Source organism: Xanthomonas hyacinthi (genome assembly GCF_009769165.1).
Taxonomy (GTDB): Bacteria; Pseudomonadota; Gammaproteobacteria; order Xanthomonadales; family Xanthomonadaceae; genus Xanthomonas_A; species Xanthomonas_A hyacinthi.
Window position 1 is genome coordinate 2852458 of the sequence record NZ_CP043476.1, and the last position, 25878, is coordinate 2878335.

General features: G+C 67.1%; 15 protein-coding genes. 8 read left to right on the forward strand and 7 right to left on the reverse strand.

All coding sequences use genetic code 11. From position 1 onward, the window contains the following. Positions 1–19: 19 nt before the first annotated feature. From FZ025_RS12600 to FZ025_RS12615, 4 genes are all read left to right on the forward strand, one after another. A complete protein-coding gene (locus FZ025_RS12600) occupies positions 20–7834 on the forward strand; it encodes a Tle-like phospholipase domain-containing protein (protein WP_104558119.1) in 7815 nt (2604 codons plus the stop codon). A gap of 167 nt (positions 7835–8001) precedes the next feature. After that, positions 8002–9117 (forward strand): ribosome small subunit-dependent GTPase A, encoded by a 1116-nt coding sequence (gene rsgA / locus FZ025_RS12605; RefSeq protein ID WP_046980189.1) that lies wholly within the window; start codon positions 8002–8004, stop codon positions 9115–9117. A 28-nt stretch (positions 9118–9145) separates the two neighbouring features. Continuing rightward, positions 9146–10399 (forward strand): flavohemoglobin expression-modulating QEGLA motif protein, encoded by a 1254-nt coding sequence (locus tag FZ025_RS12610; protein ID WP_046980190.1) that lies wholly within the window; start codon positions 9146–9148, stop codon positions 10397–10399. Positions 10400–10502: 103 nt separating this feature from the next. Further along, entirely contained in the window at positions 10503–11183 is a 681-nt protein-coding gene (locus FZ025_RS12615) for a type 1 glutamine amidotransferase domain-containing protein (protein ID WP_046980191.1), read from the forward strand. 489 nt (positions 11184–11672) lie between these two features. Here the strand turns inward: FZ025_RS12615 and FZ025_RS12620 are convergent, their stop codons facing one another. The 3 genes from FZ025_RS12620 to FZ025_RS22720 all read right to left on the reverse strand — a co-directional run bounded on the left by FZ025_RS12620 (position 11673) and on the right by FZ025_RS22720 (position 16396). Further along, the gene (locus tag FZ025_RS12620) at positions 11673–13592 is read right to left on the reverse strand and encodes an alpha-amylase family glycosyl hydrolase (RefSeq protein ID WP_104558121.1); all 1920 of its coding nucleotides are present in this window, start codon (positions 13590–13592) and stop codon (positions 11673–11675) included. Between the two features lie 46 nt (positions 13593–13638). Then, on the reverse strand, positions 13639–16092 hold the full coding sequence (locus FZ025_RS12625) for a TonB-dependent receptor domain-containing protein (RefSeq protein WP_104558123.1): 2454 nt from the start codon (positions 16090–16092) through the stop codon (positions 13639–13641). Positions 16093–16261: 169 nt separating this feature from the next. Continuing rightward, positions 16262–16396 (reverse strand): hypothetical protein, encoded by a 135-nt coding sequence (locus tag FZ025_RS22720; RefSeq protein WP_280117170.1) that lies wholly within the window; start codon positions 16394–16396, stop codon positions 16262–16264. Here FZ025_RS22720 and FZ025_RS12630 point away from each other — a divergent pair. Further along, complete coding sequence (locus FZ025_RS12630; protein WP_104558125.1) at positions 16395–17735, forward strand: MFS transporter; 1341 nt, start codon at positions 16395–16397, stop codon at positions 17733–17735. The two genes, FZ025_RS22720 and FZ025_RS12630, sit on opposite strands and share 2 nt — an antisense overlap. 63 nt (positions 17736–17798) lie before the next feature. On the opposite strand, the gene FZ025_RS12635 is transcribed toward FZ025_RS12630, so the two are convergent. From FZ025_RS12635 to FZ025_RS12650, 4 genes are all read right to left on the reverse strand, one after another. Next, positions 17799–18833, reverse strand: coding sequence for a LacI family DNA-binding transcriptional regulator (locus tag FZ025_RS12635; protein ID WP_104558127.1), 1035 nt, complete (start codon positions 18831–18833; stop codon positions 17799–17801). Positions 18834–18942: 109 nt separating this feature from the next. Further along, on the reverse strand, positions 18943–19683 hold the full coding sequence (gene phbB / locus FZ025_RS12640) for an acetoacetyl-CoA reductase (RefSeq protein ID WP_104558138.1): 741 nt from the start codon (positions 19681–19683) through the stop codon (positions 18943–18945). A gap of 113 nt (positions 19684–19796) precedes the next feature. Beyond that, positions 19797–21122 (reverse strand): CitMHS family transporter, encoded by a 1326-nt coding sequence (locus FZ025_RS12645; RefSeq protein WP_104558140.1) that lies wholly within the window; start codon positions 21120–21122, stop codon positions 19797–19799. Between the two features lie 140 nt (positions 21123–21262). Further along, positions 21263–22462, reverse strand: coding sequence for an OprO/OprP family phosphate-selective porin (locus FZ025_RS12650; protein ID WP_104558142.1), 1200 nt, complete (start codon positions 22460–22462; stop codon positions 21263–21265). A 229-nt stretch (positions 22463–22691) separates the two neighbouring features. Between FZ025_RS12650 and FZ025_RS12655 the strand changes: the two genes are divergently transcribed. From FZ025_RS12655 to FZ025_RS12665, 3 genes are read left to right on the forward strand one after another with little or no spacing between them, the layout of a single operon-like run. Continuing rightward, positions 22692–23405 (forward strand): response regulator transcription factor, encoded by a 714-nt coding sequence (locus FZ025_RS12655; protein WP_046977933.1) that lies wholly within the window; start codon positions 22692–22694, stop codon positions 23403–23405. Beyond that, complete coding sequence (locus FZ025_RS12660; protein WP_046977934.1) at positions 23398–24786, forward strand: sensor histidine kinase; 1389 nt, start codon at positions 23398–23400, stop codon at positions 24784–24786. The genes FZ025_RS12655 and FZ025_RS12660 overlap by 8 nt, the downstream gene beginning before the upstream one ends. Further along, entirely contained in the window at positions 24783–25865 is a 1083-nt protein-coding gene (locus FZ025_RS12665; RefSeq protein ID WP_046977935.1) for an ABC transporter substrate-binding protein, read from the forward strand. The genes FZ025_RS12660 and FZ025_RS12665 overlap by 4 nt, the downstream gene beginning before the upstream one ends. The last annotated feature ends 13 nt before the right edge of the window (positions 25866–25878 follow it).

Below are 25878 nucleotides of genomic sequence, written 5' to 3' on the forward strand. Positions count from 1 at the left end.
CGATAGAGGATGGTTAGAAATGGATTTCAGTAAAACGCAGCTTGATTACGCACAGCTTTCGGCGAATGTCTATGGGGCGAAGTCCAGCGTGAGGTCGGAACTGAATACACTTCAGCTCCCCAATGGATGGAATATGATCGGGGAGAGAATCTCGCCGACGGGCTTCATGGCCAAGGCCTATCGCAATGCGGCCACGGGCGAAGTGGTGATCGCTTACGCCGGGACGACTGGAGAGGACGGTGCTGCCCTTAACGACTGGGTTACGGGCAATATCCCGGCAGGCGTAGGCGCATTCTCCCAGGCCTACGAGGCGATAGCCTTCTACCTGGAAGTACTGAAGTTGCCGGGCGTGGATCCGGCAAAGACAAGTTTCACCGGTCATTCGCTGGGCGGCGGCCTCGCTTCGCTGATGGCGGTCTATTTCGACAAAAAAGCGGTCGTCTTCGATCAGGCGCCCTTCGAGCTGTCGGCGGCGACGTTTACGTACGTCGCTTATCAGGCGGCTTTGGAACTTGCAGGCTATACCATCCCCCAGGAGTTCTACGACTACGATCAGCTCGATTATAGCGAGCGAAAATCGAATGTGCAGCAGGTCGTGGTGGCGGGCGAGGTGCTCAGCTACGTGACGGGAAATGGATTCAAGATCAATGACGGAAATCCACTTTTGATCGATCCGGAGGCGGAAAGTCTCTTCGGGTGGGGCGGAAGCGTAGGTGCCGATTTCACCAAGGCCGTCGACCTGCATTCGATGACACTGCTCGCGGGGTTCATGAAATCAGAGGTGTTTATTGAAGCCGCCAAGAATTTCAAGGAACTGCTGCCAAGAATTTTTGATGGTGCATACAAAAATATAGCGCCAACAAGTCGTGTTATTAGTACTTTGCTTGAGTTGTTGGTCCAGCGCCAAATCGCAGGAGAAGCTTCGCTCGATGCGCTCGCGGCCGACTTGGCGAAGATCGTAGGCACCGATCTGCGCGGGGCGGATGGTTCGTTCTCCGTCCATGAAAACGGAGACGACAAGCAGATCAATCTGGCCGCCGCGCTCATCGACGTGGTGCTTGCCGGGCTCTATCAGCAGGCCAATGGCAGAACGCCGCAGAAAGGATTCACCGGCTTGCTTGCTGAAGTCCTGACCCGCGCCGACGGCTATGTCGGCTTCGATGCGAAAGCACTTGGCAAACAGGCGAATCCAGGCATCCAATCACTGAGCCAATACGTCTCCGCAAAAACAAAGGACATGGCCTTCGATGCATCCCTGCTGGAAAAAGCACGTTGGGGCGTGCAGGACGGCGGCGCCATGCACTATGTCGGCTCCGAACTGGATGCGCGCTCGGACGTGGTGATCGCGTTGAGCGGCAACAATACCATCGCCACCGGCGGCGGCGACGATCTGGTACTGGGCGGCAAGGGCAACGACGACATCAGCGGGGGATCGGGCAACGACCGCCTGTACGGCGGTGCGGGGACCGACCACTATCGTTTCTACAGCAACGATTCGGTGTTGGCGACCATCGACCGCATCTACGACAGCGGCGGCGATGGCGTTCTCTATGTCGATGACGTGGCGGTGACGGCCGGTGCCCGGCTATCCGAAACGACTTGGCAGGACGCTACCGGTAACCTGACGCTGACCTGGGTGCCAGAGCCGGTCGGTAGCTTGATCGTCAAGAACCTCGTTACCGGCGACACCATCTACGTCGAGAAATGGTCCAACACGCAATTTGGCATCACCTTGTCCGGCGAAGTGCCTGTAGTGACGTCTCCTGCAGTGATCAACTTGACAGACAATGCCGACGCCTACGGCGAGTTCGGTGCGAACGATGCCAATGATGTCGTCATTGGCCTTGCGGGCAACGACGGTATCGAGGGCGGCGCTGGCGATGACCGCTTAGATGGCGGCGCCGGCGACGATCTCATCCTGGGCGGTTCCGGCGACGATCATCTCTATGGCGGGGCGGGCAACGACTTCATCGTCGACGGATCGGAACAAGCGGACATGCGGCCGTGGACCAGTCAGGAGCAGGCCGCGGTGGACAATGAGATACAGCAGTCCCTGGGCGACGGAACGATCGTGGCGCGCGGCGCTGGATGGTACATCGTGCAGGGCGGCGCGCTCGATGGCGTGAACGGACTGAAATGGAACTACCTGGATCCCGATGCGCGTCCCAGCGGCAATGACGTCATCGATGCGGGCGATGGCGACGACTATGTGCTCGCCGGCGAAGGCGACGACATCGTCGTCGGTGGTGCGGGGGCCGACGCCATCAACGGTGGGCATGGTCACGACATCCTCTACGGCGGCGACGGGAACGACACGATCGTCGGCGATCCGCGCGGCGTGGCGTCTTCCAGAGGCTTGTTGACGTTCACCGTCTCCGCCGCGGCGGAGATAAACGGGAACGACATCATCGACGCCGGGGACGGCGACGATGTCGTGATCGGATCCGGTGGCAACGACATCATCCACGGCGGCCTTGGCAACGACAACCTCCAAGGATTCGCCTATGGCGAAACCAAGGACGCCGACGACCCGGATGCCGACTACATCGATGGCGGCGATGGCAACGATACGATCGGCGGTGGCGACGGCAACGACACGCTGTTCGGCGGTTCGGGAAACGATGTGATGGCCGGCGACGATGCCAAGGTGCCGCTGGCCAATCATGGCGACGACCTGATGGACGGTGGCGCCGGCGACGATCTTCTCGAAGGATTCGGCGGCAACGATACCTTGCTGGGCGGAGACGGCGTGGACACCCTGCTGGGCGACAGCCTGGCCATCGACGCCGCGGCGCATGGCGACGACATCCTCAAGGGCGGCGCCGGCGACGACATCGCCGCCGGCATGGGAGGCAGCGATGTCATCTATGGCGACGACGGCGACGATCAACTGATCGGCGACGCCAATCCCTCCGAGATTGCGCTGCAATACCATGGCGACGATGCGCTCTATGGCGGCGCCGGCGCGGACAAGCTCTGGGGCGGCGGCGGTAACGACCTGCTCGATGGCGGGACCGGCGCCGACATGTTGTCCGGCGAGACCGGCGACGACCGGTTGCTGGGCGGCGCGGGAGCGGACGAACTGTTCGGCGGCGAGGGCAACGACGTGCTGGCTGGCGGGGCGGACAACGACGTCCTGTGGGGCGGCCTGGGTGGCGATTCGCTCGATGGCGGCGATGGCGACGACACCCTCTCCGGCGAGGACGGTGCCGATGTGCTCGTCGGCGGAAACGGCGCCGACACGCTTTCCGGTGGTGGCGACGCCGATACCCTCAGCGGCGGCGATGGCGCCGATATTCTGTCAGGAGGCGACGGCAACGACACCGTTTCCGGCGGAACGAAGAACGATCAACTGTATGGCGACGGTGGCGATGACGCCCTGGATGGCGGCGACGGCAACGACACCTTGTCCGGTGGCACGGGCAACGACACCTTGGTCGGCGGTGCGGGTAACGACAGCCTGTCCGGCGGTGTCGGCAACAACCGCTATCTGTTCGACCGCGGTTTCGGCGTCGACGTCGTCACGGTGACCGCCGGCGCGATCGAGCGGATCACCTTCCAGGATGGATTGGGGGCGGAGGAACTGGCGTTCGCCAGATCCGGGGACGATCTGCTCGTCGAGGTCGTCGGCCAGCCGGATCGCCTCACGGTCGCCGGGTTCTTCGTCGCGGGCAGTCAGGCGGCCGTCTACAGCGCCGACGGCCAGGTCTACACCGCGTCCTCGTTCGCATCGGATTACATGCTGGGCGGACCGACGCGTGGCGGTTCCGGAAGCGATAGCCTGCAAGGCGCGAGCCAGGCGGGGCGGATCTACGGCATGGCCGGGGACGACACGCTGCGTGCGGGCAGTGGAGGCGATCTGCTGGATGGCGGCAGCGGCAACGACACGTTGACCGATGGGATCGGCAACGACGTGATGCTGGGCGGTACCGGCAACGACGTCATCCATTTCGGTGCGCAAGGTCCCGCCGACGAGGTGGATATTGCCGATGGCGGCGCCGGCAACGACATCTACCATGTCGCCTGGTACTCGGGCGCCGATACCATCAAGGGCCTGGGAGCGCCAGGCTCGGGCAGCGACCGCATCGTGCTGGACAATATCGCCAGCACGATGGTGAACAACTTCATCATCGCCGGGGACGATCTGTACGTCATGGTTGGCCAGCAAGGCATGGAAAACATGCTGCGGCTCGAGGGCTTCCTGGCCCAGGGGGCGCCCGCGCATACGCTCGAGTTCTCAGATGCGGTCACCATGGCCGCGGCCAATTTCAACAGGCAATCGTGGCAGGGAACGCAGGGCGACGATACCTACGAGGGCACTGCGGCTCCCGACCAGATCGTGGGGTATGCCGGAAATGACGTACTGTCAGGCGGGATGGGCGACGACCAGGTCAATGGCGGCGACGGAGACGACATCCTGCACGGAAATGCCGGAAACGACATTCTGGTCGATGGCAAGGGGCTGGATGTCGTGTATGGGGACGACGGCAACGATGTCTTCCAGGTAGAGGTGGATGAGAGCGCGGACAGGTTTATCGGCGGTGCCGGAGACGACGCCTATTACTTCCGGCATAACTTTTCCTACATGCCGGGGGTGTCTTCCGCGCCGACCTTCCAGGTCGAAGAGTCGGCCGACGGGGGCGTGGATACCATCTACAGTATTTTCTACGACATCACGCTTGCGGCCAACGTCGAGAATCTGGTGGCCGAGCACAGCCGGTTCTCGTTTTTGCAGAACGGGCAGTACATTCCACGCAATCTGATCGGAAACGATCTGGCCAACACGATCAGCATCGCTGCTCCGACCGGTATCTACAGCCATCGCGGGCTGTCCTATCTGCTGGATGGAAAGGGCGGGGACGATGTGCTGAAGGGAAGCGACGCAAACGAGATCTACGTGGTGGACAGCCTGGGCGATGTCATCGTCGAGCCCACCGTTCCCGGGTACAACTCCATCGATACGGTCCGCGCCTCCATTTCCTACTCCCTCGAAGGTCTTCAGGGCATCGAGAACATCGAGTTGACCGCGGATGGCACGAGCGCCACGGGCGACGCGGGCAACAACAGGCTGGATGGCGCGATGGCGTATGGCGCCAACACCTTGATCGGCGGCGGCGGGGACGATGCCTATGCGATCGACTATCTCGATACGATCGTCGAGGACGCGACGGGCGGTGTGGATACCGCGATCGTGATGCGCATGGAGTCGCGCAGTTTCACTGTGGCGGAAGGACGGAATGTAGAGATCTATCGGGTTGGCGAGGCTCTTTATGGAAACAATACCCTGAGGGGGAGCAGTGAAGCGAATATACTCATCGGAAACTCGTCGGGAAATTACCTCTATGGTGGGGCGGGCAACGACGAGCTGCGTTCCGGCGGAAATTCGGGATCCGGCTACACCGATTTTTTGTCCGGCGATGAGGGGGACGACCTGCTTGTCTCGGGTTCCGGGCTCACCGGCTTGTCTGGGGGCAGGGGCGACGACGAAATAGTGCTGGCTATGGGGAAAGACAGTTTCTACTACGGTAGCGGTGACGGGCGCGATCTGATCCGATTGGCGGATGCGAGTACGGAAAGCGGTTCTGGCACCATCCTGTTCTCCAGCGAGATACGTTCGCAGGATGTGATCTGGTCGCGCCAGGAGAACGATCTGATCCTCTCCTTCCAGGGTGCGGCATCGGATTCGATCACGGTCCGCAATTACTGGGCACAGAGCGATGCGGGCGACGTAGCGACGGGCGTGATCGATGAGTTCTATTTCCATAGCGATCGAACCACCCGCAAAGGCACGACGCTCGAGCAGTTGCGTAACGCGCCTCCGGTTGTGAACGTCAGCATGCTCTGGAGCTCGGCGGTGATCGGCTCCCAGTTCGCGTATACATTGCCCGCCGATACCTTTGTCGATGACCAGCCGCTCACGTATTCGGTGAGCAATCTGCCGGGATGGCTGGCGTTCGACTCCGCCACTGCGACATTCTCGGGAACACCCGATTCCGCTTCGCAGTGGAGCTCGACATTGACACTCACCGCGACCGATCCACTGGGGCAGTCCGCCCAGGTACTGGTGTCGATCGATGTCATGAACCAGATCAACGGGACCTCGGCCGCCGACGCCCTGGTCGGCACGGATGCACCGGATATCATGTATGGGCTGGCCGGCAACGACACCTTGAATGGTGGCCTGTCGGCCGACGAGATGTACGGCGGAATCGGCGACGATGTCTATACGGTGGATGCCTACCGGGATCGGGTCATTGAGTTCGCGGCCGAAGGCAACGATCTCGTGAATGCGTACATCGATTACGACCTGACAGCCAACGTGGAGCGGCTGACTTTGCTGGGATCCGCCGAGTACGGCAACGGTAACGACCTCGATAACGTCATCACCGGCAACGCCTCCGCCAATGTCCTGACGGGAGGCGACGGCAACGATACCTTGCTCGGCAACAACGGCGATGACGACATCGAAGGCGGGTCAGGCAACGACACGTTGAATGGTGGGGCCGGTTCCGATTACATGCGTGGCGGGGAAGGCAACGACACCTACGTGGTCGCAAGCGCAGGCGATGTCGTCGAGGAATGGGCGTCGCAGGGTGTCGATACCGTCCAGTCCTCGATCGGCTATACGCTGGCCGACAATGTGGAAAACCTGACGTTGACCGGCAGCAGCGGTTTGGCTGGCTCTGGAAACGGCGGTGACAACGTCCTGACCGGCAACAGCGGCGCCAACACCCTCACCGGATACGAGGGCAACGACACCCTCGATGGCGGAGCCGGGAACGACACTATGCTGGGCGGCGTGGGCGACGATACCTACATGGTCGGAGCGACCGGAGACATCGTCACCGAACGCGTTGACGAAGGCATGGATACCGTGCTGTCCGCCATAAGCTACACGTTGGGCTCCAATGTCGAGAATCTCAGTCTGTCCGGGACTTCGGCGATCAACGGCACTGGCAATGCCATTGTCAATCTTCTGGTCGGAAACAGTGGCAACAACGCGCTATCGGCGCTCGGCGGAAACGACACCTTGGACGGCAGGTCCGGCACGGATACGCTGACGGGCGGGGTCGGCGATGATGTCTATCTGTTTGGACGGACATACGGAGCCGACACGGTGGTCGAGAACGATTCCTCGGCTGGGAATGCTGACGTCGCCAGCTTCGTTACGGGCGTCGCGTATGACCAGCTATGGTTCAGGCGGCCCTCCAGCAGCAATAATCTTGAGATATCCATCATCGGTACATCGGACAAGCTGACGATCAAGGATTGGTATCTTGGCGAGCAATACCGTGTAGAAAGTATCCGGACCCAGGATGGCGGGAAAGTGTTGTATGCCGCCGACGTTCAGGCACTTGTCAACGCCATGGCTGGGACGACAGCACCTTCTCAGGGGCAGACTACGCTTTCGGCCAAGCAACGTGCAGCGCTTGATCCGGTCTTTTCACAGACTTGGCGCGAGCAATCCACGGTTGCGCAGACGCTCAGTTCGAGCCTTGATACGGGAGTCGTCGCGCATCATGCATCCGCCATCGCAATGGAAGGCGGGTCAATGCAGGGCTTGTCCACGGATGCAGGCCAGGGGCGGCGCTACCGACAGGGAAGTCTGAAAATCGACTCATCTGGCAAATACGACGTTGATTCCTGGAAATCGGTCATGGCCGGCGGGTCGGGGCTGCGAAGTGTATCGGACTATCAGTACAATGGGATGATGTCGGTGCCGATATCAGAGAGCCGCAGGCTCATTCATGCGATGGCCATCGCCGATAGTTTTGAGTCTGGAGTATTCCATAGGGCAGATCATGGGTTGCAGCCGGATATTCTGATGCGGTGATCGGTGTGGGGCGGCGGTCGGACAGTCTCCGACCGCCGCGTTCGCGCAGTAGAACTTCCGTATTTATCATATGTATCTTCGCAGCGAGCACTGCTGGCCCCGGCTACTCATCAAGCGTAATTTCGCCAATTTACATCGCAGCCTTCCCGTGCCTTTAGAATCGGCATATGGTCGATTCCAAAAATCCGTTTCTCTCGCTCCAGGCGATCGGCTGGCCCTGGCCCGGCATGCCGGAAGAACCGGCCTGGCTCGCGGCGATGGCCGCGCACCCGCTGGCGCGGCCGGCGCGGGTCAGCGAGCAGCACCGCACCGGCTATGTGGTGGCCGATGCGGTGGACACCGGCTTCAAGGTCGAGTCGCTGCCGGAATGGCAGCGGCCGCGCTTCCCCAGCCACGAGCGCGCCGCGGTCGGCGACTGGGTGCTGCTGGAGGACGACAAGCGCATCGTGGCGCTGCTGCCGCGGCGCACCGCGATCAAGCGCGGCGCGGCCGGGGAGCACTATCACCAGCAGGTGATCGCGGCCAACATCGATACGGTGTTCATCGTCTGCGGCCTGGATGCGGACTTCAATCCGCGGCGCATCGAGCGCTACCTGCTGCTGGTCGGCGGCGGTGGCGCCGAGCCGGTGGTGATCCTGACCAAGGCCGATCTCACCGAGTACGCCGACGATGCGCTGGCGGTGCTGGAGGAGTTGGCCGCGCAGTCGATCCCGCTGCTGACCGTCAACGCCAAGGACGCCGATAGCGTGGCGGCGCTGCGGCCGTGGCTGGGGGCAGGGCGCACCGCGGTGCTGGTCGGGTCGTCCGGCGCCGGCAAGTCCACCCTCACCAACACCTTGCTCGGGGTGCAGAAGATGCGCACCGCGGCGGTGCGCGAGAACGATTCGCGCGGTCGCCACACCACCACGCACCGGGCGCTGCTGCCGCTGCCGTCCGGCGCCTGCCTGATCGACACGCCGGGCATGCGCGAACTCAAGCCCACCGGCGAGGAGGACCTGGCCGAAGGCGGTTTCGCCGACATCGAGGCGCTGGCCGCGCAGTGCCGCTTCAACGATTGCGCGCACCAGGCCGAGCCCGGCTGTGCGGTGCAGGCGGCGATCGAGCACGGCGACATCGACGAGGCGCGGCTGGCCAACTACATGAAGCTGCGCGACGAGGTCGCCGGCGCCGCCAGCAAGCTGGCGCAGCGCCAGGCGCAGAACGCGGACGCCGCCAGGTCGGGCAGGCCCAGCTCGGGCAAGCCGGGCGGCAAGCGGCCGACGCCGCGCAACCAGCGCCGCTGAGCGGTCGCGTTCGCCCGCCACACTTGCGATGACCGCGCTGCCTGCCGAGATCCTGCACCACGCCGCGTTGGATGCGCGGCTGGTCAAGGCGGTGCGCGGCATCCGCCTGCTGGCGCTGGCGAGTTGGCCGGCGGCGGTGCAGGCGCCGTTCCTGGACAGCGTGGCACGCGGCCAGCCGCAGTTGCCGCAGGTGCAGTACCCGCGGCTGGATTTCGCCGACACGCGCCGTGAGCTGGCGGCGATCGCGCAGGCCGCCGATCCGGCGCATCCGCTCGGCGCCTATCTGCAGGCCTCGGTGCATAGCTGGGACCTGGCCGCGGCCTTGCTGGAGTCGCTGGGTACGCCGGCGGTCGGCACCTATTCGGCGCAGCTGTTCGGGGTGCCCGAGGACCCGATGCCCGGGCATGGCCCGACCACCCGCGATGCCGCGCGCCATTTCATCCATATCGCGCAGGACCTGGATCGCGAGCTGTTGTCTGCGGAAGAGCAGGTGCCGGTGTCGGCCAGCGCGCTGCGCCTGCTGCTGCAGCGCGACCTGGACCAATTCTTCGGCGCGCGGGTGATCGCGGTCGAACTGGATCCGGAGCTGCTGGCCAAGGCCGCGGCCGGTGCGCAGCGCATCCGCCTGCGCTCCGGCGCCTCGTTCAGCGACTACGACCGCGCGCAGCTGTTCCATCATGAGGCGCTGGTGCATTCGCTGACCGCGCTCAACGGCCGCGAGCAGGTACAGCTGCCGAGCCTGGCGCTGTCCTCGCCGCGGGTCACCGCGACCCAGGAAGGACTGGCCACCTTCGCCGAACAGATCACCGGCAGCATCGACATCGAGCGGATGAAGCGGATCAGCCTGCGCATCGAGGCGATCGCGCTGGCACGCGGCGGCGCCGATTTCATCGAGGTGTTCCGCTATTTCGATGCGGCGGGGCAATCGCCGGCGGAGAGTTTTTCCTCGGCGCAGCGCGTGTTCCGCGGCGTGCCGACCAGCGGCGGCGCCGCGTTCACCAAGGACACGGTGTATCTGCGCGGGCTGGTATCGGTGCACACCTTCTTCCGCCAGGCCTTGCAGCGCGATCGCCTGCCGCTGTGCCGCTGGCTGTTCGCCGGCAAGATGGCGCTGGAGGATGTGGCCGCGTTCGCGCCGCTGTTCGAGAGCGGGGTGCTGGCGCCGCCGCGCTGGCTGCCGAACTGGGTCGCGCGCGCGAGCGGTTTGGCCGGAATGCTGGCGTTCTCGCTGTTCGCCAACCGCATCCGCATGGATCAACTGGACAGCGCCGAAGGCGCCTGAACGCTGCCGCGGCGCGCTCACCCGCCGCGAATGTGCGCGTGCCGATACTGCGCGCCCGGCCTGCATGCGCATGGCCACCGTTCCCACGCAAAAGGACACCCGCATGAAGATCCTGATGGTGCTGACCTCGCACGACCGCCTCGGCGACAGCGGCCACAAGACCGGTTTCTGGCTGGAGGAATTCGCCGCGCCGTACTACGTGTTCAAGGATGCCGGCGCCGAGGTCACCCTGGCCTCGCCCAAGGGCGGGCAACCGCCGCTGGACCCGAACAGCGACGCGGCCGACGCGCAGACCGCCGCCACGCAGCGCTTCAAGGCCGATCCGGCGGCGCAGCAGCAACTGGCGAGCACGCGGCCGCTGGCCGAAGTGCAGATGGCCGACTACGACAGCGTGTTCTATCCCGGCGGCCACGGCCCGCTGTGGGATCTGGCCGAGGACCGCGATTCCATCGCGCTGATCGAGGCGTTCGAGCGTGCCGGCAAGCCGATCGGCTTCGTCTGCCATGCGCCGGGCGCGCTGCGCCGGGTCACTGCCGCCGATGGCGCGCCGCTGGTCGAGGGCCGCCGCGTCACCGGCTTCACCAACGGCGAGGAAGCCGCGGTCGGGCTCACCGAGGTGGTGCCGTTCCTGATCGAGGACGAATTCCAGCGGCTCGGCGGCCTGTACGAAAAGGGCGCCGATTGGAGCGTGCACGTGGTGGTGGACGGCCGCCTGGTCACCGGCCAGAACCCGGCCTCGTCGGAGGCGGCAGCCAAGGCCTTGTTGGGGTTGCTGGGCGAGTGAGCGGTTGGCGGCGCGCGTTTGTCGGCCGATGCTGGACGCGCGTCGCGATGTTGGCTTGAGGGCCTTCTACCGGCGCCTGGCGAAGCAACGAGAGTCAGCATGCCTTCGGTAGGAAGGGCTTGCTGTAGGAGGGACTTCAGTCCCGACCGTGTCCGGGTTCGGAGAGTCTGCCGCTTCGTTCGTCGCGACTGAAGTCGCTTCCACAGGGGGACTTTGGTGTGCAGGCATCGCTGTTTTTTCTGTGGGGGGGCAGTCCCGACTGTGTCCGGGTCCGGAGAGTCTGTCGCTTCGTTTGTCGCGGCTGAAGCCACTCCCACAGGGAGACTTTAGCCGTGCAGGCATCGCTGCTTTCTGTGGGAGGGACTTCAGTCCCGACTGCAGCGGAGCTGGATCAAGCCTGTGGCCTTGTGAGCCGCGGCTTGATCCTCGCGCGTCGCTCCTATACGGATCTTTCGCCAGCCCGCTGCGTCGGCATGGCAGGCTCTGTGCTCAGCCGCGCCGCCACCAGCGCAGGCCGTAGGCCGGCAATATGCCATCCCATTCCTGCAGCGTGGCCGCGTCGATTCCGCCGTCGGCGATGGCCTGCCAGTGGCCAGCGCCCAATGCGGCGCGATCCACCGCCACCGGGTGCGCGCTGAAATTGTAGGCCGCGACGAAGTCTGCGCCGCGGGCGATCCCGAGCAAGGCCGGATCGCCCAGCGGCAACGCGCGCAGCGGTTGCTCGGCGGCCAACGCGGCAGTCGCCGCGCGCGCGGCGATGAGCGTCCGCAGGCGGGCGTAGACCTGGCCGGGAAGGCTGTCGCCCTCGCCGCGCCGCGCCGCGCGTTCCCAGTCCATCGCCGGGCGGTGCAGCCAACGGCCTTCGTGGCGGCGCAGCGGGTCGCTGCGATAGCCCTCGTCGTTGCCCAGCGCCAGTTCGTCGCCCATGTACAGCAGCGGGATGCCGGGCATCGCCAGCGCCACCGCATACAGCAGCAGCAGGCGCCGGATCGCCAGCTCCAGGGCGGCGGCATCGCCCGCGGCCAGCGCCGCTTCGATGCCGACCAGGGCGGCGCTCATGCCGTTGCTGCCGTGCACGCCGTCGCCGCTGCTCTGGAACGCTTCGCCGCGCGCGTAGCTGCCGGGCACGCGGCCGGCGTAGAACTGCGCTGCGTGCGCCAGCGAGAACGGCGCGGCGCCGTCGCCGCCGGCCGCTTCGCGCTGCAGCACGTTCCAGCCGATGTCGTCGTGGCAGCGCACGTAGCTCAGCCACGCGCAGGCCGGCGGCAACGCGGGCGTCTGCGCGATCACGCCCTGCACGATGTCGCCGCGCTGTTCGGCCAGCGCCACCCAGGCGGCCGCCATCAGCGTGCTGTGGTAGGCCAGATGGCATTCGTGGCCGCGTGCGTCGCCGCTGCCGAAGTAGGGCGGCAGCTGCGCCATCGGCACGATCGCCTCGGCCTTCAGCAGCACCGCCGGCGCGAGGATGTCGGTGAGCGCGCGCAGCGCCTGCAGGATCGTGTGCGCCTCGGGCTGGTTCATGCAGTCGCTGCCTTCGCGCTTCCACAGGTAGGCGGTGGAATCCAGCCGGAACACTTCCACGCCCAGGTTGGCCAGGTGCAGCAGCGCCAATGCCATCTCGCCGAACACCGCCGGGTTGCTCCAGTCCAGGTCCCATTGATAGGGGTAGAACGTGGTCCATAGCCAGGCCTGGGCGTCCTCGACCCAGGTGAAGTTGCCCGGCGCGGTGTGCGGGAACACTTCGCCCAGCGTGCGCGCATAGCGATCGGGCAGGCGCCGGTCGGCGAAGTGGTGGTAGTAGCCCAGGTAGCGCGCGTCGCCCTGCCTGGCGGCCAGCGCCCACGGGTGATCGTCGGCGGTGTGGTTGAGCACGAAGTCGGCGCACAGGCTGATGCCGGCGCCGCGCAGGCGCGCGGTCAGGGCGACCAGGTCGGCGTTGTCGCCGAGCCGCGGCTCGACCTGGCCGTAGTCGCTGACCGCGAAGCCGCCATCGTTGTCGCCGGCACGCGCGCGCAGGAACGGCAGCAGGTGCAGGTAGCGCACGCCCAGTTCCTGCAGGTAGGGCACGCGCTCGCCGACCCCGGCCAGGGTGCCGGCGAAGCGGTCGGCGTAGGCGCTGTAGCCGAGCATGGCCGGCGCGGCGAACCAGTCCGGGGCGCGCTCCGCATCCAGCCGACGCAGCTCGGCCGGGCGTGCGTTGGCGGCGGCGGCGAGCTGCGGCAGCCATTGCGGCAGCCACTGCGCGAAGTCGGGATGGGTGCCGTACAGCTGCTGCAGCGGCGCCAGCAGGCGCGTGCCGTGCTGCTGCAGGCGCGGCAGCACCGCGGCGGCGGCGTCCGCGTGCAGCAGCGCCTGCAGCTGCGCGTGCGCGTGGGCGGAAAGATCGAGAGGGGAGGCGGGGGCGGTCATGGCGGCAATGGCCGCGCCCCGGGGGGCGCGGACGTGGCGTTCCTTGTCAGAAGTCGTAGCGCAGGCTGATGCTCGAGGTGCGGCCCGGGATCGAGCGCGCGCGGATGACGCCGGAGGCGGCGTCGGCGATCGAGGCTTCCTCGACCTCGGTCAGGCCGAAGGTATCGAACAGGTTGTTGATGTTGAGCGAGACGGTCAGCGCATCGCTGAGACGGTAGTCGGCGAACAGGTTCACCTGGGTGTAGCCCGGCATCTTCAGCTGGTTCGTATCCTGCGTGTAGGCGTCGCTGGTGCCGATCAGGTTGAGTCCGGCGGTGTAGCGCTCACCGCGGTAGGACGGGGTCAGCTGCCAGACGAAATCGGCCTGCCGGCGCGGCCGGTTGCCCGCGTTCGCGGGTGTGATCTGGTCCTTGGCGATTTCCGCATCGGTCCAGGTCACGCCGCCGTTGAGCGAGAAGCCGGCATAGCGGTAGCCTGCTTCCAGCTCGATGCCGTGCGCCTTGTAGCTGCGGTTGAGGAAGCGCTGGCTGGTGGCCTCGTAGTTCTGCTCCTCGGTGCGCGCGGAGAAGGCGGTGGCGAACAGGCTCAGGCCCTCGTGGCGCCACTTCAGGCCGGCTTCGGCCTGCTTGACGAAATTGACCGCCTCGCTGGAGGACACCGAGCCGTCGTCGCGGACCACGCCGAACAGCAGGCGGTCGGCGTTGGCGCGCGCGCCGCGGCTGTAGCGGGCGAAGGCGGCCAGGTCGTCGCTGAGCATGTAGTTGCCGCCGAACGAGTAGGACAGGTAGTTCCAGTCGTAGTGCACCGGCCGCGGATTGGAATAGTCGATCGTCGCCACGCTGCGCTCCGGCGCCTCGATCGCGCCGTCGCCATCGACATCGAGATTTTGCACCAGCGCGGTGCCGGCGTAGTTGCCGCGCGCCTTGCCCATGTCGTAGCGCAGGCTGGCGTCCACGTTCAGCGCGCCCTGGTCCCAGCCCAGCGCCAAGTACGGCGCATTGATGTCGTAGCGCACGTCGTAGTGGCGGGTGTTGTCGCCACCCCAGTAAGGCACGCCATAGGCGTACAGGCCGTTCTGCGAGAGCGCGCTGCCATCGGCGGCGATCACGTCCAGTAGCCGCGACCGCTGCGACAGCGATTGCACGTACGAATTCCAGGTCCAGTCCGCGTCGATCTTCTGCCGCGAGGTGTACCAGCCCGCCTTCAGGTTGAAGTTGCCGCCGTCGCCATTGCCGAAGTCGCGCGCCAGGCTGAGGTCGTTGACCGCGTTGCCGAGGTCGTTGAGGTGGACGTTGAACAGATGCGTGCGCACCGCCAGCCCGGTGTAGGCCTGGCCGGCGGCGGGGCCGTCGGCATAGCGCAGGCCCGCGCCGTTGCCGCCGATCGAGCCGGCCAGCGCGGCGGCATCGGCGATCTCGGCAGGAAACGGCGAGACGAAGCGGCCGGAGGTGTCGGCGATGCGGAACTTGTCGCTCAGCGTCCAGCCGCCGCCGATGTCGAACTGCGCTTCGGCGCCGATCGCGCGCGAGAGCGGATGCATGCCGTCGCCGAGGTTCACCCGCGACGGCCGGTTGTCGCCATCGAGGCTGGCGCTGCTGCGGAAGTAGCGGCTGTACAGGGTGTCGGTAGCGGGGTCGAAGCCATTGACGCTGCCGAAATCGGGCGAGCCGTCGCGCCCGCTGACGCGCGTGGGCGCCGGCAGGTAACCCGCGGCGCGGTCGTTGAGGTACTTGGCGTAGACGCGCACGTAGCCGTTGTCGAACAGCCGGGTCAGGTTGGCCTTGAGCTGGCCGCCCTTGTCGGTGGCGTAGCCGGCGTCGCGCACGCCGTCGCCGCGGCGGTAGTAGCCGCCGACGTTGAACTGCCAGTGCTCGGCGAACGGCGCGCCGTAGTCGAAGTCCAGGCGGGTGTTGTCGTAGCCGCCCACGCCCCGGCTCAGGCCGACGCTGCCGCCGGCGATCTCGCCGGTCTTGCTGATGAAGTTGATGATGCCGCCGGGCGAATTGCTGGCGAAGGTCGAGGCCGAGCCGCCGCGGATCGCCTCGATGCGCTCCAGGCTGTCGTCGGCGCGCAGGAAGATGTCGGCATTGCCGAAGGCGATGTCGCCGAATTCCAGCACCGGCAGCCCGTCTTCCTGCAGCTGCAGGAACTTGGCGCCGCCGGAGGCCACCGGCAGGCCGCGCACCGCGATGTTGGCGTTGCCTTCGCCGCCGCTGGACTCGGAGCGGATGCCGGGGATGTTGCGGAAGATCTCGGCAGTCGTGCGCGGCGCCGATTGCTCGATCGCTTCGGCACCGACGGTGCTGACCGAGACGCTGGATTTGAGCTTGCTCTTGGCGGTGGCGGTACCGGTGACGAACACCGAGTCCAGGCTGACCACATCGCCCTGCGCGGGTTCGGCTGCGGGCGCGGCCGCCTGTTGCGCGAATGCGGCCGGGGCGGCCAGCGCGGCGGCGACGGCCCAGGCCAGGGCATGCAGGCGGATCGAAGGGTGGTGCATCGCTGTCTCTCCCGAAGCGAAGGTGGTGCGGGTTGAGTGGCATGCGGCGTAGGCCGGGATCGGCGCCACGCGCATGCCACAGGACGGTGGGGCGGTGCAGTGATACGGGTTTCTGCAATCGATTGCAATTTGCAGTGCAGCATGACTGGGCGGAAGCCGAACCCGTGGTCTAAATCTGCACTTGGATCAGTGAAGACATGGTGCATTGCAGCGTTACAAACGATTGCATAAACTGCATCATCCGCGCCGCCGCCGTGGCGCGCCGTCTGCGGCGCTCTTGGCTTCCTGTCAGGCTGATGTCCATGCGCTTCGATCGCCCCTTGCTTCCGCTCTCGCGCGTGTTGGCGCTCAACGCCGGTTTTTTCGGCGTGCAATACAGCTTCGGCCTGCAGCAGAGCAACATGAGTCCGATCTACAACTACCTGGGCGCCGATCACGCCAGCCTGCCGTACCTGTGGCTGGCCGGACCGATCACCGGGCTGGTGCTGCAGCCGATCATCGGCGTGCTGAGCGATCGCACGGTCACCCGCTGGGGCCGGCGCATGCCATACATCGTGGTCGGCGCACTGCTGTGCAGCCTGTGCCTGCTGCTGATGCCCTTCAGCGTGGCGCTGTGGATGGCGGTGAGCCTGCTGTGGATGCTGGACGCCGCCAACAACATCGCGATGGAGCCGTATCGCGCCCTGGTCAGCGACGTGCTGGCGCCGCGCCAGCGGCCGCTGGGCTACCTCACCCAGAGCGCCTTCACCGGCCTGGGCCAGACCCTGGCCTACGTGACCCCGCCGCTGCTGGTGTGGTTCGGCATGAACCAGGACGCGGCCAATGCGCACCGCATCCCCTACGTCACCATCGCCGCGTTCGCGATCGGCGCGGGATTCTCCGCGGCCTCGATCCTGCTCACCGCGCGCAGCGTGCGCGAGCCGGTGCTGCCGCCGCTGGAACTGGAGCGCTTGCGTGGCGCGCCGGCCGGGCCGTTGGCCACGCTGCGCGAGATCGCCGATGCGGTGCGGCAGATGCCGCCGACGATGAAGCAGATGGCGCCGGTGATGCTGTTCCAGTGGTATGCGATGTTCTGCTACTGGCAGTACATCGTGCTGTCGCTGTCGACCACGCTGTTCGGCACCACCGAGCCGGATTCGCACGGCTTCCGCGAAGCCGGGCTGGTCAACGGCCAGATCGGCGGTTTCTACAACTTCGTCGCCTTCATCGCCGCGTTCGCGATGGTGCCGGTGGCGCGCCGGGTCGGCCCCAAGGCCACGCACGCGGCGTGCCTGCTGGCCGCCGGCATCGGCATGTGCCTGCTGCCGGCGATCCACGACCGCTGGCTGCTGCTGTTGCCGATGCTCGGCATCGGCCTGGCCTGGGCGAGCATGATGGGCAATCCGTACCTGATGCTGGCCGACAGCATCCCGCCCGAGCGCACCGGCGTGTACATGGGCCTGTTCAACCTGTTCATCGTGCTGCCGATGCTGATCCAGATCGTGACCCTGCCGCTGTACTTCGCGTCATTGCTGCACGGCGACCCGCGCAACGTGATCCGCCTGGCCGGCGTGCTGATGCTGATGGCGGCGGGGGCGATGCTGTTGGTCAAAGGCCGGGAATCGGGAATAGGGAATGGGGAATCGAAGAAGGGAAGTCGATAAGGCTTCAGTTCGCGCCGCCGCGTTTTTCCGATTCCCTACTCCCGATTCCCCATTCCCGGCTTTTCACGCCGAATCGCGCACCACCAGACTCACCGCCAGCTCCACCGAGTGCAGCGGCGCCCCGGCGATCAGGCCGAGCACGCCATCCACCAGCAGCGTGGCTGCCTGCGCCAGGTCCTGGCGCACCGTGGTCAGCGGCGGCTGGCTGTAGGCGGCCAGCAGCGGGATGTCGTCGAAGCCCACCAGCGCGATGTCCTGCGGCACGCGGTGGCCGGCTTCGGTCAGCGCGCGGATCGCACCCAGCGCGATCACGTCGGAGGCGGCGAACACCGCATCCGGCGGATCGGCTTTCTTCAGCATCGCCCGCGTCAGCCGATAGGCGTCCTCGCTGAGGAAGTGGCTGCGCGCGTGCAGCCGCGGATCGAACTCCAGGCCGTGGCGCTCGAGCATGCGCCGATAGCCGGTGAAGCGCGGCGCCACCTCCGGCAGCTGCTCGTCGCCGAGGAAGGCGATGCGGCGGCGGCCGATCTCGATCAGGTGCGCGGTGGCCAGTTCGCCGCCGCGCAGGTTGTCGCTGCCGATGCTGGCGTAGGCCTGGCCGTCGATGCGGCTGCCCCACACCACCATCGGCAGGCCGCCGCGCGCGGCGGCGTCCAGTGCGGCGTGCTCGGAACTCTGCCCGAGCATGATCACGCCGTCGGCGCGGCTGCCGCGCGCCAGGTCCTCGACCCAGTGGTCCTGGTGCCGGTCCAGCTTGGACAGCAGCATGCTGTAGCCGCGCGCGGTCAGCGCGTCGGCGAGCAGCGCCAGCATGGTCATCATGAACGGGTCCGACAGCGGCTGTTCGTGCGCGTGCATCAGCGGCACCGCGACGCAGACGATGTTGGAGCGCCGCGAGCGCAGGCTGCGCGCGACCGGATCGACGCGGTAGCCGGACTCGCTGGCCAGCTGCTTGATGTAGGCGCGGGTGCGTTCGGCGACCACCGGGCTGTCGGCCAGCGCACGCGAGACGGTGGACTCGGACACGCCGGCCATGCGCGCGATATCGGCCATCTGCAGGCGCGCGCCTGGCGCGCTGCGGTCGGGTTTGTCGGGCATGCGGGATCCGTGGCGGCGCGTGGAACGGAACCGGCAGTGTATGCCAGCCCAGGCGATGGCAGCGTCCACGCACTGCCGTGCAGGCGCGCCGCATCGCGCGCCGCTTCGGCTACCCCATGTGCAGGCCGCCGTTGACCGCGTAGTCGGCGCCGGTGACGTAGGCCGCTTCATCGGAGCTCAGCCAGCCGCACAGCGCGGCCACTTCCTCGGGCTTGCCGAGCCGGCGCAGCGGCACCGCGGTCGCCAGGCGGTCGAGCACGTCCGGCGGGAAACTGCTGATCGCGGCGCTGGCGATGTAGCCGGGCGAGACGGTGTTGACGGTGACCCCGCGCGCGGCCACTTCCTGCGCCAGCGCGCGGCTGAAGCCCTGCATCGCCGCCTTGGCGGTGGCGTAGTTGATCTGCCCGATCTGGCCCTTCTGCGCGCTGACCGCGCCGATGTTGACGATGCGTCCCCAGCCGCGCGCGGTCATGCCGTCCACCACCTGCTTGGTGATGTTGAACAGCGAGTCGAGGTTGCTGGCGATCACCGCCTGCCAGTCCTGGCGGCTCATCTGCCGGAACAGCGTGTCGCGGCTGCCGCCGGCGTTGTTGACCAGCACGTCGATCTCGCCGACTTCGGCCTTGACCTTGGCGAACGCGGCGACGGTGGAATCCCAGTCGGTGGCATTGCCTTCGGAAGCGACGAAGTCGAAACCCAGCTCGCGCTGCTCGCGCAGCCACGCCGACTTGCGCGGCGAATTGGGGCCGCAGCCGGCGACCACGGTATGCCCGTTGCGGGCCAGCTTCTGGCAGATCGCGGTACCGATGCTGCCCATGCCGCTGGTGACGTAGGCGATTCTTAGGGTCATGGAAGAACTCCTTCGGAGTTGGGATTCGGGAATAGGGATTCGGGATTGGACAAGCGGAGCGGGCCTGGGCTGTTACGAATCCCGAATCCCGAATTTCCAATCCCGGGCGGCGGTCAACTCGCCAGCGGAAAGAGGCCGAACAACAATCCGCCGCCCATCAATAGCAACGACACCAGCACCGCCCACTTCAACGTGAAGCGCTGGTGGTCGGCGAAATCGACCTTGGCCAGGCCGACCAGCAGGTAGGTCGATGGCACCAGCGGGCTGAGCAGGTGCACCGGCTGTCCGGCCAGCGAGGCGCGGGCCATTTCCACCGGGGTGATGCCGTAGTGGCTGGCGGCCTCGGACAGGATCGGCAGCACGCCGAAATAGAACGCGTCGTTGGACATGAAGAAGGTGAACGGCATGCTGGCGATCGCGGTGATCGCCGCCAGGTGCGGACCCCAGGCATCGGGAATCACCGCCAGGAAGCTGCGCGACATCGCTTCGACCATGCCGGTGTTGGAGAGGATGCCGGTGAATACGCCGGCGGCGAAGATCAGCGACACCACCGACAGCACGTTGCCGGCATGGTTGACCAGGCGCCGGCGCTGCTCGGCCAGGTCCGGATAGTTGATCAGCAGCGCCAGCGCGAAGCCGATCATGAACAGCACCGGCATCGGCAGCACGTCGATCACCAGCGCCGCCATCAGCGCCAGGGTCAACGCCAGGTTCACCCACAGCAGTTTCGGCCGCTTGGTGTCTTCGGCGTCTTCCACGGTCGGCAATGCGTCGCCATCGTCGGCCAGGCTGCTGTCCAGCCAGGCGTTGCCGGGCAGCGTGGCGACGCCGAGGCGGCGCCGCTCGCGCATGCCCAGGTACCAGGCCAGGGCCAGGATGCCGGCGATCGCCAGCGCCATCGCCGGTACCAGCGGTACGAACACCACGGTCGGATCCAGGTGCAGCGCGGTGGCCGCGCGCGCGGTCGGCCCGCCCCACGGGCTCAGGTTCATCACCCCGCCGGCGAGGATGGTCACGCAGGTCAGGTTCAGCGCGTTCATGCCGATGCGCCGGTACAGCGGCAGCATCGCCGACACGGTGATCATGTAGGTGGTGGAGCCGTCGCCGTCGAGCGAGATCAGCAGCGCCAGCACCGCGGTGCCGACCACGATCTTCATCGGGTCGCCCTTGACCAGGCGCAGGATGCGCCGCACCAGCGGATCGAACAGGCCGGCATCGATCATCACCCCGAAGTACAGGATCGCGAACATCAGCATCACCCCGGTGGGCGCGATCTTCTTGATCCCTTCCAGCATCATCTCGTTGATGCCGGTGCCGAAGCCGCCGGCCAGCGCGAACCCGATCGGCACGATGATCAGCGCGACCAGCGGCGACAGCCGCTTGCTCATGATCAGGTACATGAAGGTGATGACCATTCCGAAACCGAGCGCGGTCAGCATGGGAGTTCCTCAGGGTGGTACGTGGAAAAAATCGAACCCGACAGCAGGACAGGGCAGCCGTAGACCGCAAGCCGACAACGCATCAAATCGCGTAATCCCGCTTTTGCGATTCCCGAATCCCGATTCCCGAATCCCGGCTTTCAAAAGTCGTACTGGAAGCGGCCGGTGATCGCGCGGGTGTGGTCGAGGGTGGTGCCGGTCAGGTGGTCGCGGTTGCGGCTGTCGATCAGGTTCAGCATCAAGCGCAGGTTCGGCTTGAGGTACCAGTTGCCGGCCAGCGTCCACGACGCGGTGGAGGCGTCGAGGAAATCCGCTTGCCCGTCCAGGTGCTGCGTGCCCCACATGCGGTCGTAGCGCAGCGCCAGTTCGAACGCGCCGCGCGGGGTGTTGACCTGCTTGATGCGGGTGAAGCGCCCGCTCTTGCTGTCGTAGCGGCGCGATTCACCGGTCGCGAACCAGCTGACGAAGCCGTACGCGGACAGCACCTGCGCACGCTGCGCGCCGTCGTCGAACAGGCCGCCGCTGAACTCGCCCTGCCACGATAGCGGGCCGCGCACCTGCGCGTATTCCAGCGACCACTTGTCCACGTCGGTATCGCGGCCGTCGGCGAAGCGCGCCAGGGTGATGCGGCTGTCGTCGGACAGATGCCCGGCCGGGCGCGGGCGGATGCTCAAGGCCGGCGCGCCGTTGGCGCCGGGATGGTCGTAGCGCTCGTGCGCCAGCGACAGGCCCAGGTGCAGCACGTCGCCATCGCGCGCGCCCGGCGCCCAGGTGCCGCGGCCGCCGAACGCATCGCCCTTGATGTTGGACACGTCGATGCTTTCCAGGCTGTAGACGCTGGCGGCCCAGGTGGTGTCCTTGCCGGCCGCCTGCCACGCCACCGCCTTGCGGTACAGCGGCGCCAGCGTGCTGGCCGCGCCGCTGCGCTCCAGGAACTGGCCGAAGTTGGAGCCGGTGCGGTCGTCCAGCGAGAAATACTGTTTGAACTGGCCGACGCCCAGCGTGCCGGCCTCGAAGGTGCGGGTCAGGTAGACGTCCTTGGCCTCGATGCCCTTGCCGTTGAACGCGTCCTGTAAGCCGGCGAAATCGCCTTCGACCTTGTAGCCGAAGCCGAAGAACTTGCCGGACACGTCGATCCACAGCCGGCGGATCTCGGTGTCGTCGGGATTGGGCGTGCCGCGGTGGTCGTTGTCGAACCGGGCGAAGTCCCAGTGCAGGCGGCCGCCGATCTCGGCGGTGACCGGGCCTGCGTCGTCGCCGTCGGCGGCGTGCGCCAGCGCGGGCAGGGACAGCAGGGCGCAGGCGCAGGCGCCGCACAGGCTCGATTTCTTCAGGTCCACGGCCCCTCCCAGGTGTGCGCAGCGTCGATGAGTCGGTAGCCCGCAGTGGAAGGCGCAGGCCAGCGTGGCGGCAGCCTAGTGCGGCGGAGCTGTCATCGACCTGTCGGTGGGGGAGGCGGGAATGGAGAATCGGGAATGGGGAATAGGAAGAGCGTTGCTCTCCGGATGCGCTAGGCTTCGGCAATTGCTCTTACCATTCCCGATTCTCCATTCCCGATTCCCGGCACCAATGCGCCTTTTACTGGTCGAGGACAACGCCGATCTGGCCGATGCGATCGTGCGGCGCATGCGCCGCAGCGGGCATGCGGTGGACTGGCAGAGCGATGGGTTGGGCGCGGCCAGCGTGCTGCGCTACCAGAGCTTCGATCTGGTGGTGCTGGACATCGGCCTGCCCGGGCTGGATGGCTTGCGTGTGCTGGCCGGCTTGCGCGCACGCGGCGACACCACGCCGGTGCTGATGCTGACCGCGCGCGACGGCATCGAGGACCGCGTGCAGGCGCTGGACGTGGGCGCGGACGATTACCTGGGCAAGCCGTTCGATTTCCGCGAGTTCGAGGCGCGCTGCCGGGTGCTGCTGCGGCGCAACCGCGGCAACGCCAGCGAGGTGCTGCAGTTGGGCGGTTTCGCCTTCGACAACGCCGCGCACACCGTCAGCCTGGACGGGGCGCCGATCGAGCTGCCCAATCGCGAATACCGCCTGCTGGAGATCCTGATCGGGCGGCTCGGCCAGGTGCTGGGCAAGGACGAGATCGGCAACGGCCTGTTCGGCTTCGACGACGAGGCCGGGCCGAACGCGATCGAGCTGTACGTCGGGCGCCTGCGCAAGAAACTGGCCGGCGCGCCGCTGCGCATCGTCACCGTGCGCGGGGTCGGCTACAAGCTGGAAGCGGCCGAGCCCGAAACGCCGGCGCCGGCGTCGCAGCAGACGGGCGGCGATGGCTGAGGCCGCGCTACCGGCGCCGTCGATCCGGCGCACGCTGCTGCTGTACCTGGGCGCGCTGTCGCTGCTCGGCGCGGTGGCGCTGTTCTTCGCCGCGCGCGGCTACGGCCAGCGCGCGGCCAACCGTTCCTACGATCACCTGCTGGTGTCCTCGGCGCTGTCGATCGTCGATTCGGTGGCGCTGGCCGGCGGGCAGTGGCAGGTGGACCTGCCGTACGCGGCGCTGGACCTGCTGGCGATGGCGCCGGAAGACCGGGTGTTCTACCGCGTGTTCGATGTGCACGGGCGCACCATCACCGGCTATGGCGACCTGCCGAAGGCGCCGTCGCTGCCGCGCGCCAGCGCGCCGCCGCGGCTGTTCGATGCGCACTACAGCGGCGAGCGGGTGCGCTTTGCGGTGGTGGCGCGGCGGGTGTCCTCGGCGGCGGCGCAGGACGAGGTGTGGGTGCAGGTCGGGCAGACCCGGCGCGCGCGCGAAGCGCTGGCGCAGGATGTGGTGCTGCACGCGCTGGTCGCGATCGCGGTGCTGTCGCTGCTGGCGCTGGCGCTGGTGTGGCTGGGGGTGTATCGCGCGTTGCGCCCGCTGCAGCGGATCGAGCGCGACCTGTCGCGGCGCGAGCCGTCGGAGCTGAAGCCGCTGGCGGTGGCCGCGCCGCAGGAAATGCACCAGATGGTGGCGGCGTTGAACCGCTTCATGGCGCGCCTGGCCGGCAGCAACGAGACCTTGCGCGCGTTCATGGCCGAGGCCGCGCACCAGATGCGCACGCCGCTGGCCGCGTTGCGCGCGCAGGCGCAGCTGGCGCTGGACGACGACGATCCGCGCGAGATGCGCCGCAGCCTGGAGGCGATCGAGCGCAACGCCACGCACATGAGCCGGCTGCTCAACCAGTTGCTCAGCGATGCCAGCGTGATCCACCGCGCCAACCTGCAGCGCTACGCCAGCGTGGATCTGGCCGAAGTCGTGCATCAGGCGCTGCACGAGGCGCTGCCGCACTCGCACCCGCGTCCGCGCGTGCAGCTGGCCATCGCCAGCGCGCCGGCGCTGGTGCGCGGCGATGCGCTGCTGCTGCGCGAGGCGATCAAGAACCTGATCGACAACGCCTGCAAGTACGGCGGCGACGGCGCGCTGCAGGTGGCGCTGACCTGCGCGGCGCGCGATTGCGTGGTGACCGTGGCCGACCACGGCCCCGGCATCGCCGCCGCCGATGCCGAGCGCGTGTTCGAGCGCTTCGCGCGCGGCGAGGGCGCGGCCGCCGGCGGCGCCGGACTCGGTCTGGCGATCGTCAAGCGCGTGGTCGACAGCCACGGCGGGCGCATCGATCTGTCCAACCGCGTCGGCGGTGGCCTGATCGCCAGCCTGCGCCTGCCCAGGTTGCATCCATGATTCGGCTCCCCTGGTTTCGCGCCGCCGTCCTGGTGCTGGGCTGCGTCTTGGCCCATCACGCGGTGGCCGCGCCCGGCGACATCCGCCGCTTTCCTGCGCAGGGCGGCGCCGAAGCGCAGCTGTGCATCCAGGGCTCGACCGACATCGAGGTGTTCGCCGCGCTGATCGGCGACTACCAGCGGCTGCACCCGCGCACCGAGGTGGTGTACCAGGACGTGATCGCCTGGGACATGTACCAGCGCTACCTGCATCCGCGGCCCGGCGCGCGCTGTGCCGACCTGCTGATCAGCGTCAGCATGGACCTGCAGACCAAGCTGGTGAACGACGGCCACGCGCTCGCGCACCGTTCGCCGCAGACCGAGGCGCTGCCGGCGTGGGCGCAATGGCGGCACGAAGCGTTCGCGATCAGCTACGAGCCGGTGGCGATCGTCTACAACAAGGCGCGGCTGCCGGCGGCGCAGGTGCCGCGCACGCGCCGCCAGTTGCTGGAACTGCTGCGCGCGCCGGGCCTGCCGCTGCGCGGCAGGATCGGCACCTACGATGTGGAGCGCAGTGGCGTGGGCTATCTGTTCGCGACCCAGGACGGGCAGATCGGCAGCATGGCCGGCGCGTTGCTGGCGGCGATGGGCGACAACCAGGTGCTGCTGGAGGAACGCACCGGGGTGCTGCTGGACCGGGTCAGCCGCGGCGAATTGCTATTGGCCTACAACGTGCTCGGTTCCTACGCGCAGGCGCGGATCGACGCCGGCGCGCCGCTGGCGATCGTGCAGCCGGAGGACTACACCCTGGTCGCGCTGCGCACCGCGGTGATTCCGCGCGATACGCCGCACGCGGCCGAGGCGCGCCGTTTTCTCGATTACCTGCTGTCGCCGCGCGGCCAGCAGGTGCTGTCGCGCGAGGCGCGGCTCAAGCCGATCCTGCCGGGGGCCGGCGGCACGGGCGCCGCAGCGCCGGCGCCGGCGCCGGCGCTGCGTCCGATCGCGCTGGGGCCGGGCTTGCTGGTGTACCTGGACGCGCTCAAGCGCCGCCAGTTCCTGGACGCCTGGCGCAGCAGCATGCGCCGCCATCCGCCGCGCTGAACGCGCTGAGGCG

Bases quoted from the DNA above. Each gene is read 5' to 3' on its own strand.
- FZ025_RS12600 (WP_104558119.1), top strand. From the start codon at position 20: ATGGATTTCAGTAAAACGCAGCTTGATTACGCACAGCTTTCGGCGAAT.
- rsgA (WP_046980189.1), top strand. From the start codon at position 8,002: ATGGTCGATTCCAAAAATCCGTTTCTCTCGCTCCAGGCGATCGGCTGG.
- FZ025_RS12610 (WP_046980190.1), top strand. From the start codon at position 9,146: ATGACCGCGCTGCCTGCCGAGATCCTGCACCACGCCGCGTTGGATGCG.
- FZ025_RS12615 (WP_046980191.1), top strand. From the start codon at position 10,503: ATGAAGATCCTGATGGTGCTGACCTCGCACGACCGCCTCGGCGACAGC.
- FZ025_RS12620 (WP_104558121.1), bottom strand. From the start codon at position 13,592: ATGACCGCCCCCGCCTCCCCTCTCGATCTTTCCGCCCACGCGCACGCG.
- FZ025_RS12625 (WP_104558123.1), bottom strand. From the start codon at position 16,092: ATGCACCACCCTTCGATCCGCCTGCATGCCCTGGCCTGGGCCGTCGCC.
- FZ025_RS12630 (WP_104558125.1), top strand. From the start codon at position 16,395: ATGCGCTTCGATCGCCCCTTGCTTCCGCTCTCGCGCGTGTTGGCGCTC.
- FZ025_RS22720 (WP_280117170.1), bottom strand. From the start codon at position 16,396: ATGGACATCAGCCTGACAGGAAGCCAAGAGCGCCGCAGACGGCGCGCC.
- FZ025_RS12635 (WP_104558127.1), bottom strand. From the start codon at position 18,833: ATGCCCGACAAACCCGACCGCAGCGCGCCAGGCGCGCGCCTGCAGATG.
- phbB (WP_104558138.1), bottom strand. From the start codon at position 19,683: ATGACCCTAAGAATCGCCTACGTCACCAGCGGCATGGGCAGCATCGGT.
- FZ025_RS12645 (WP_104558140.1), bottom strand. From the start codon at position 21,122: ATGCTGACCGCGCTCGGTTTCGGAATGGTCATCACCTTCATGTACCTG.
- FZ025_RS12655 (WP_046977933.1), top strand. From the start codon at position 22,692: ATGCGCCTTTTACTGGTCGAGGACAACGCCGATCTGGCCGATGCGATC.
- FZ025_RS12660 (WP_046977934.1), top strand. From the start codon at position 23,398: ATGGCTGAGGCCGCGCTACCGGCGCCGTCGATCCGGCGCACGCTGCTG.
- FZ025_RS12665 (WP_046977935.1), top strand. From the start codon at position 24,783: ATGATTCGGCTCCCCTGGTTTCGCGCCGCCGTCCTGGTGCTGGGCTGC.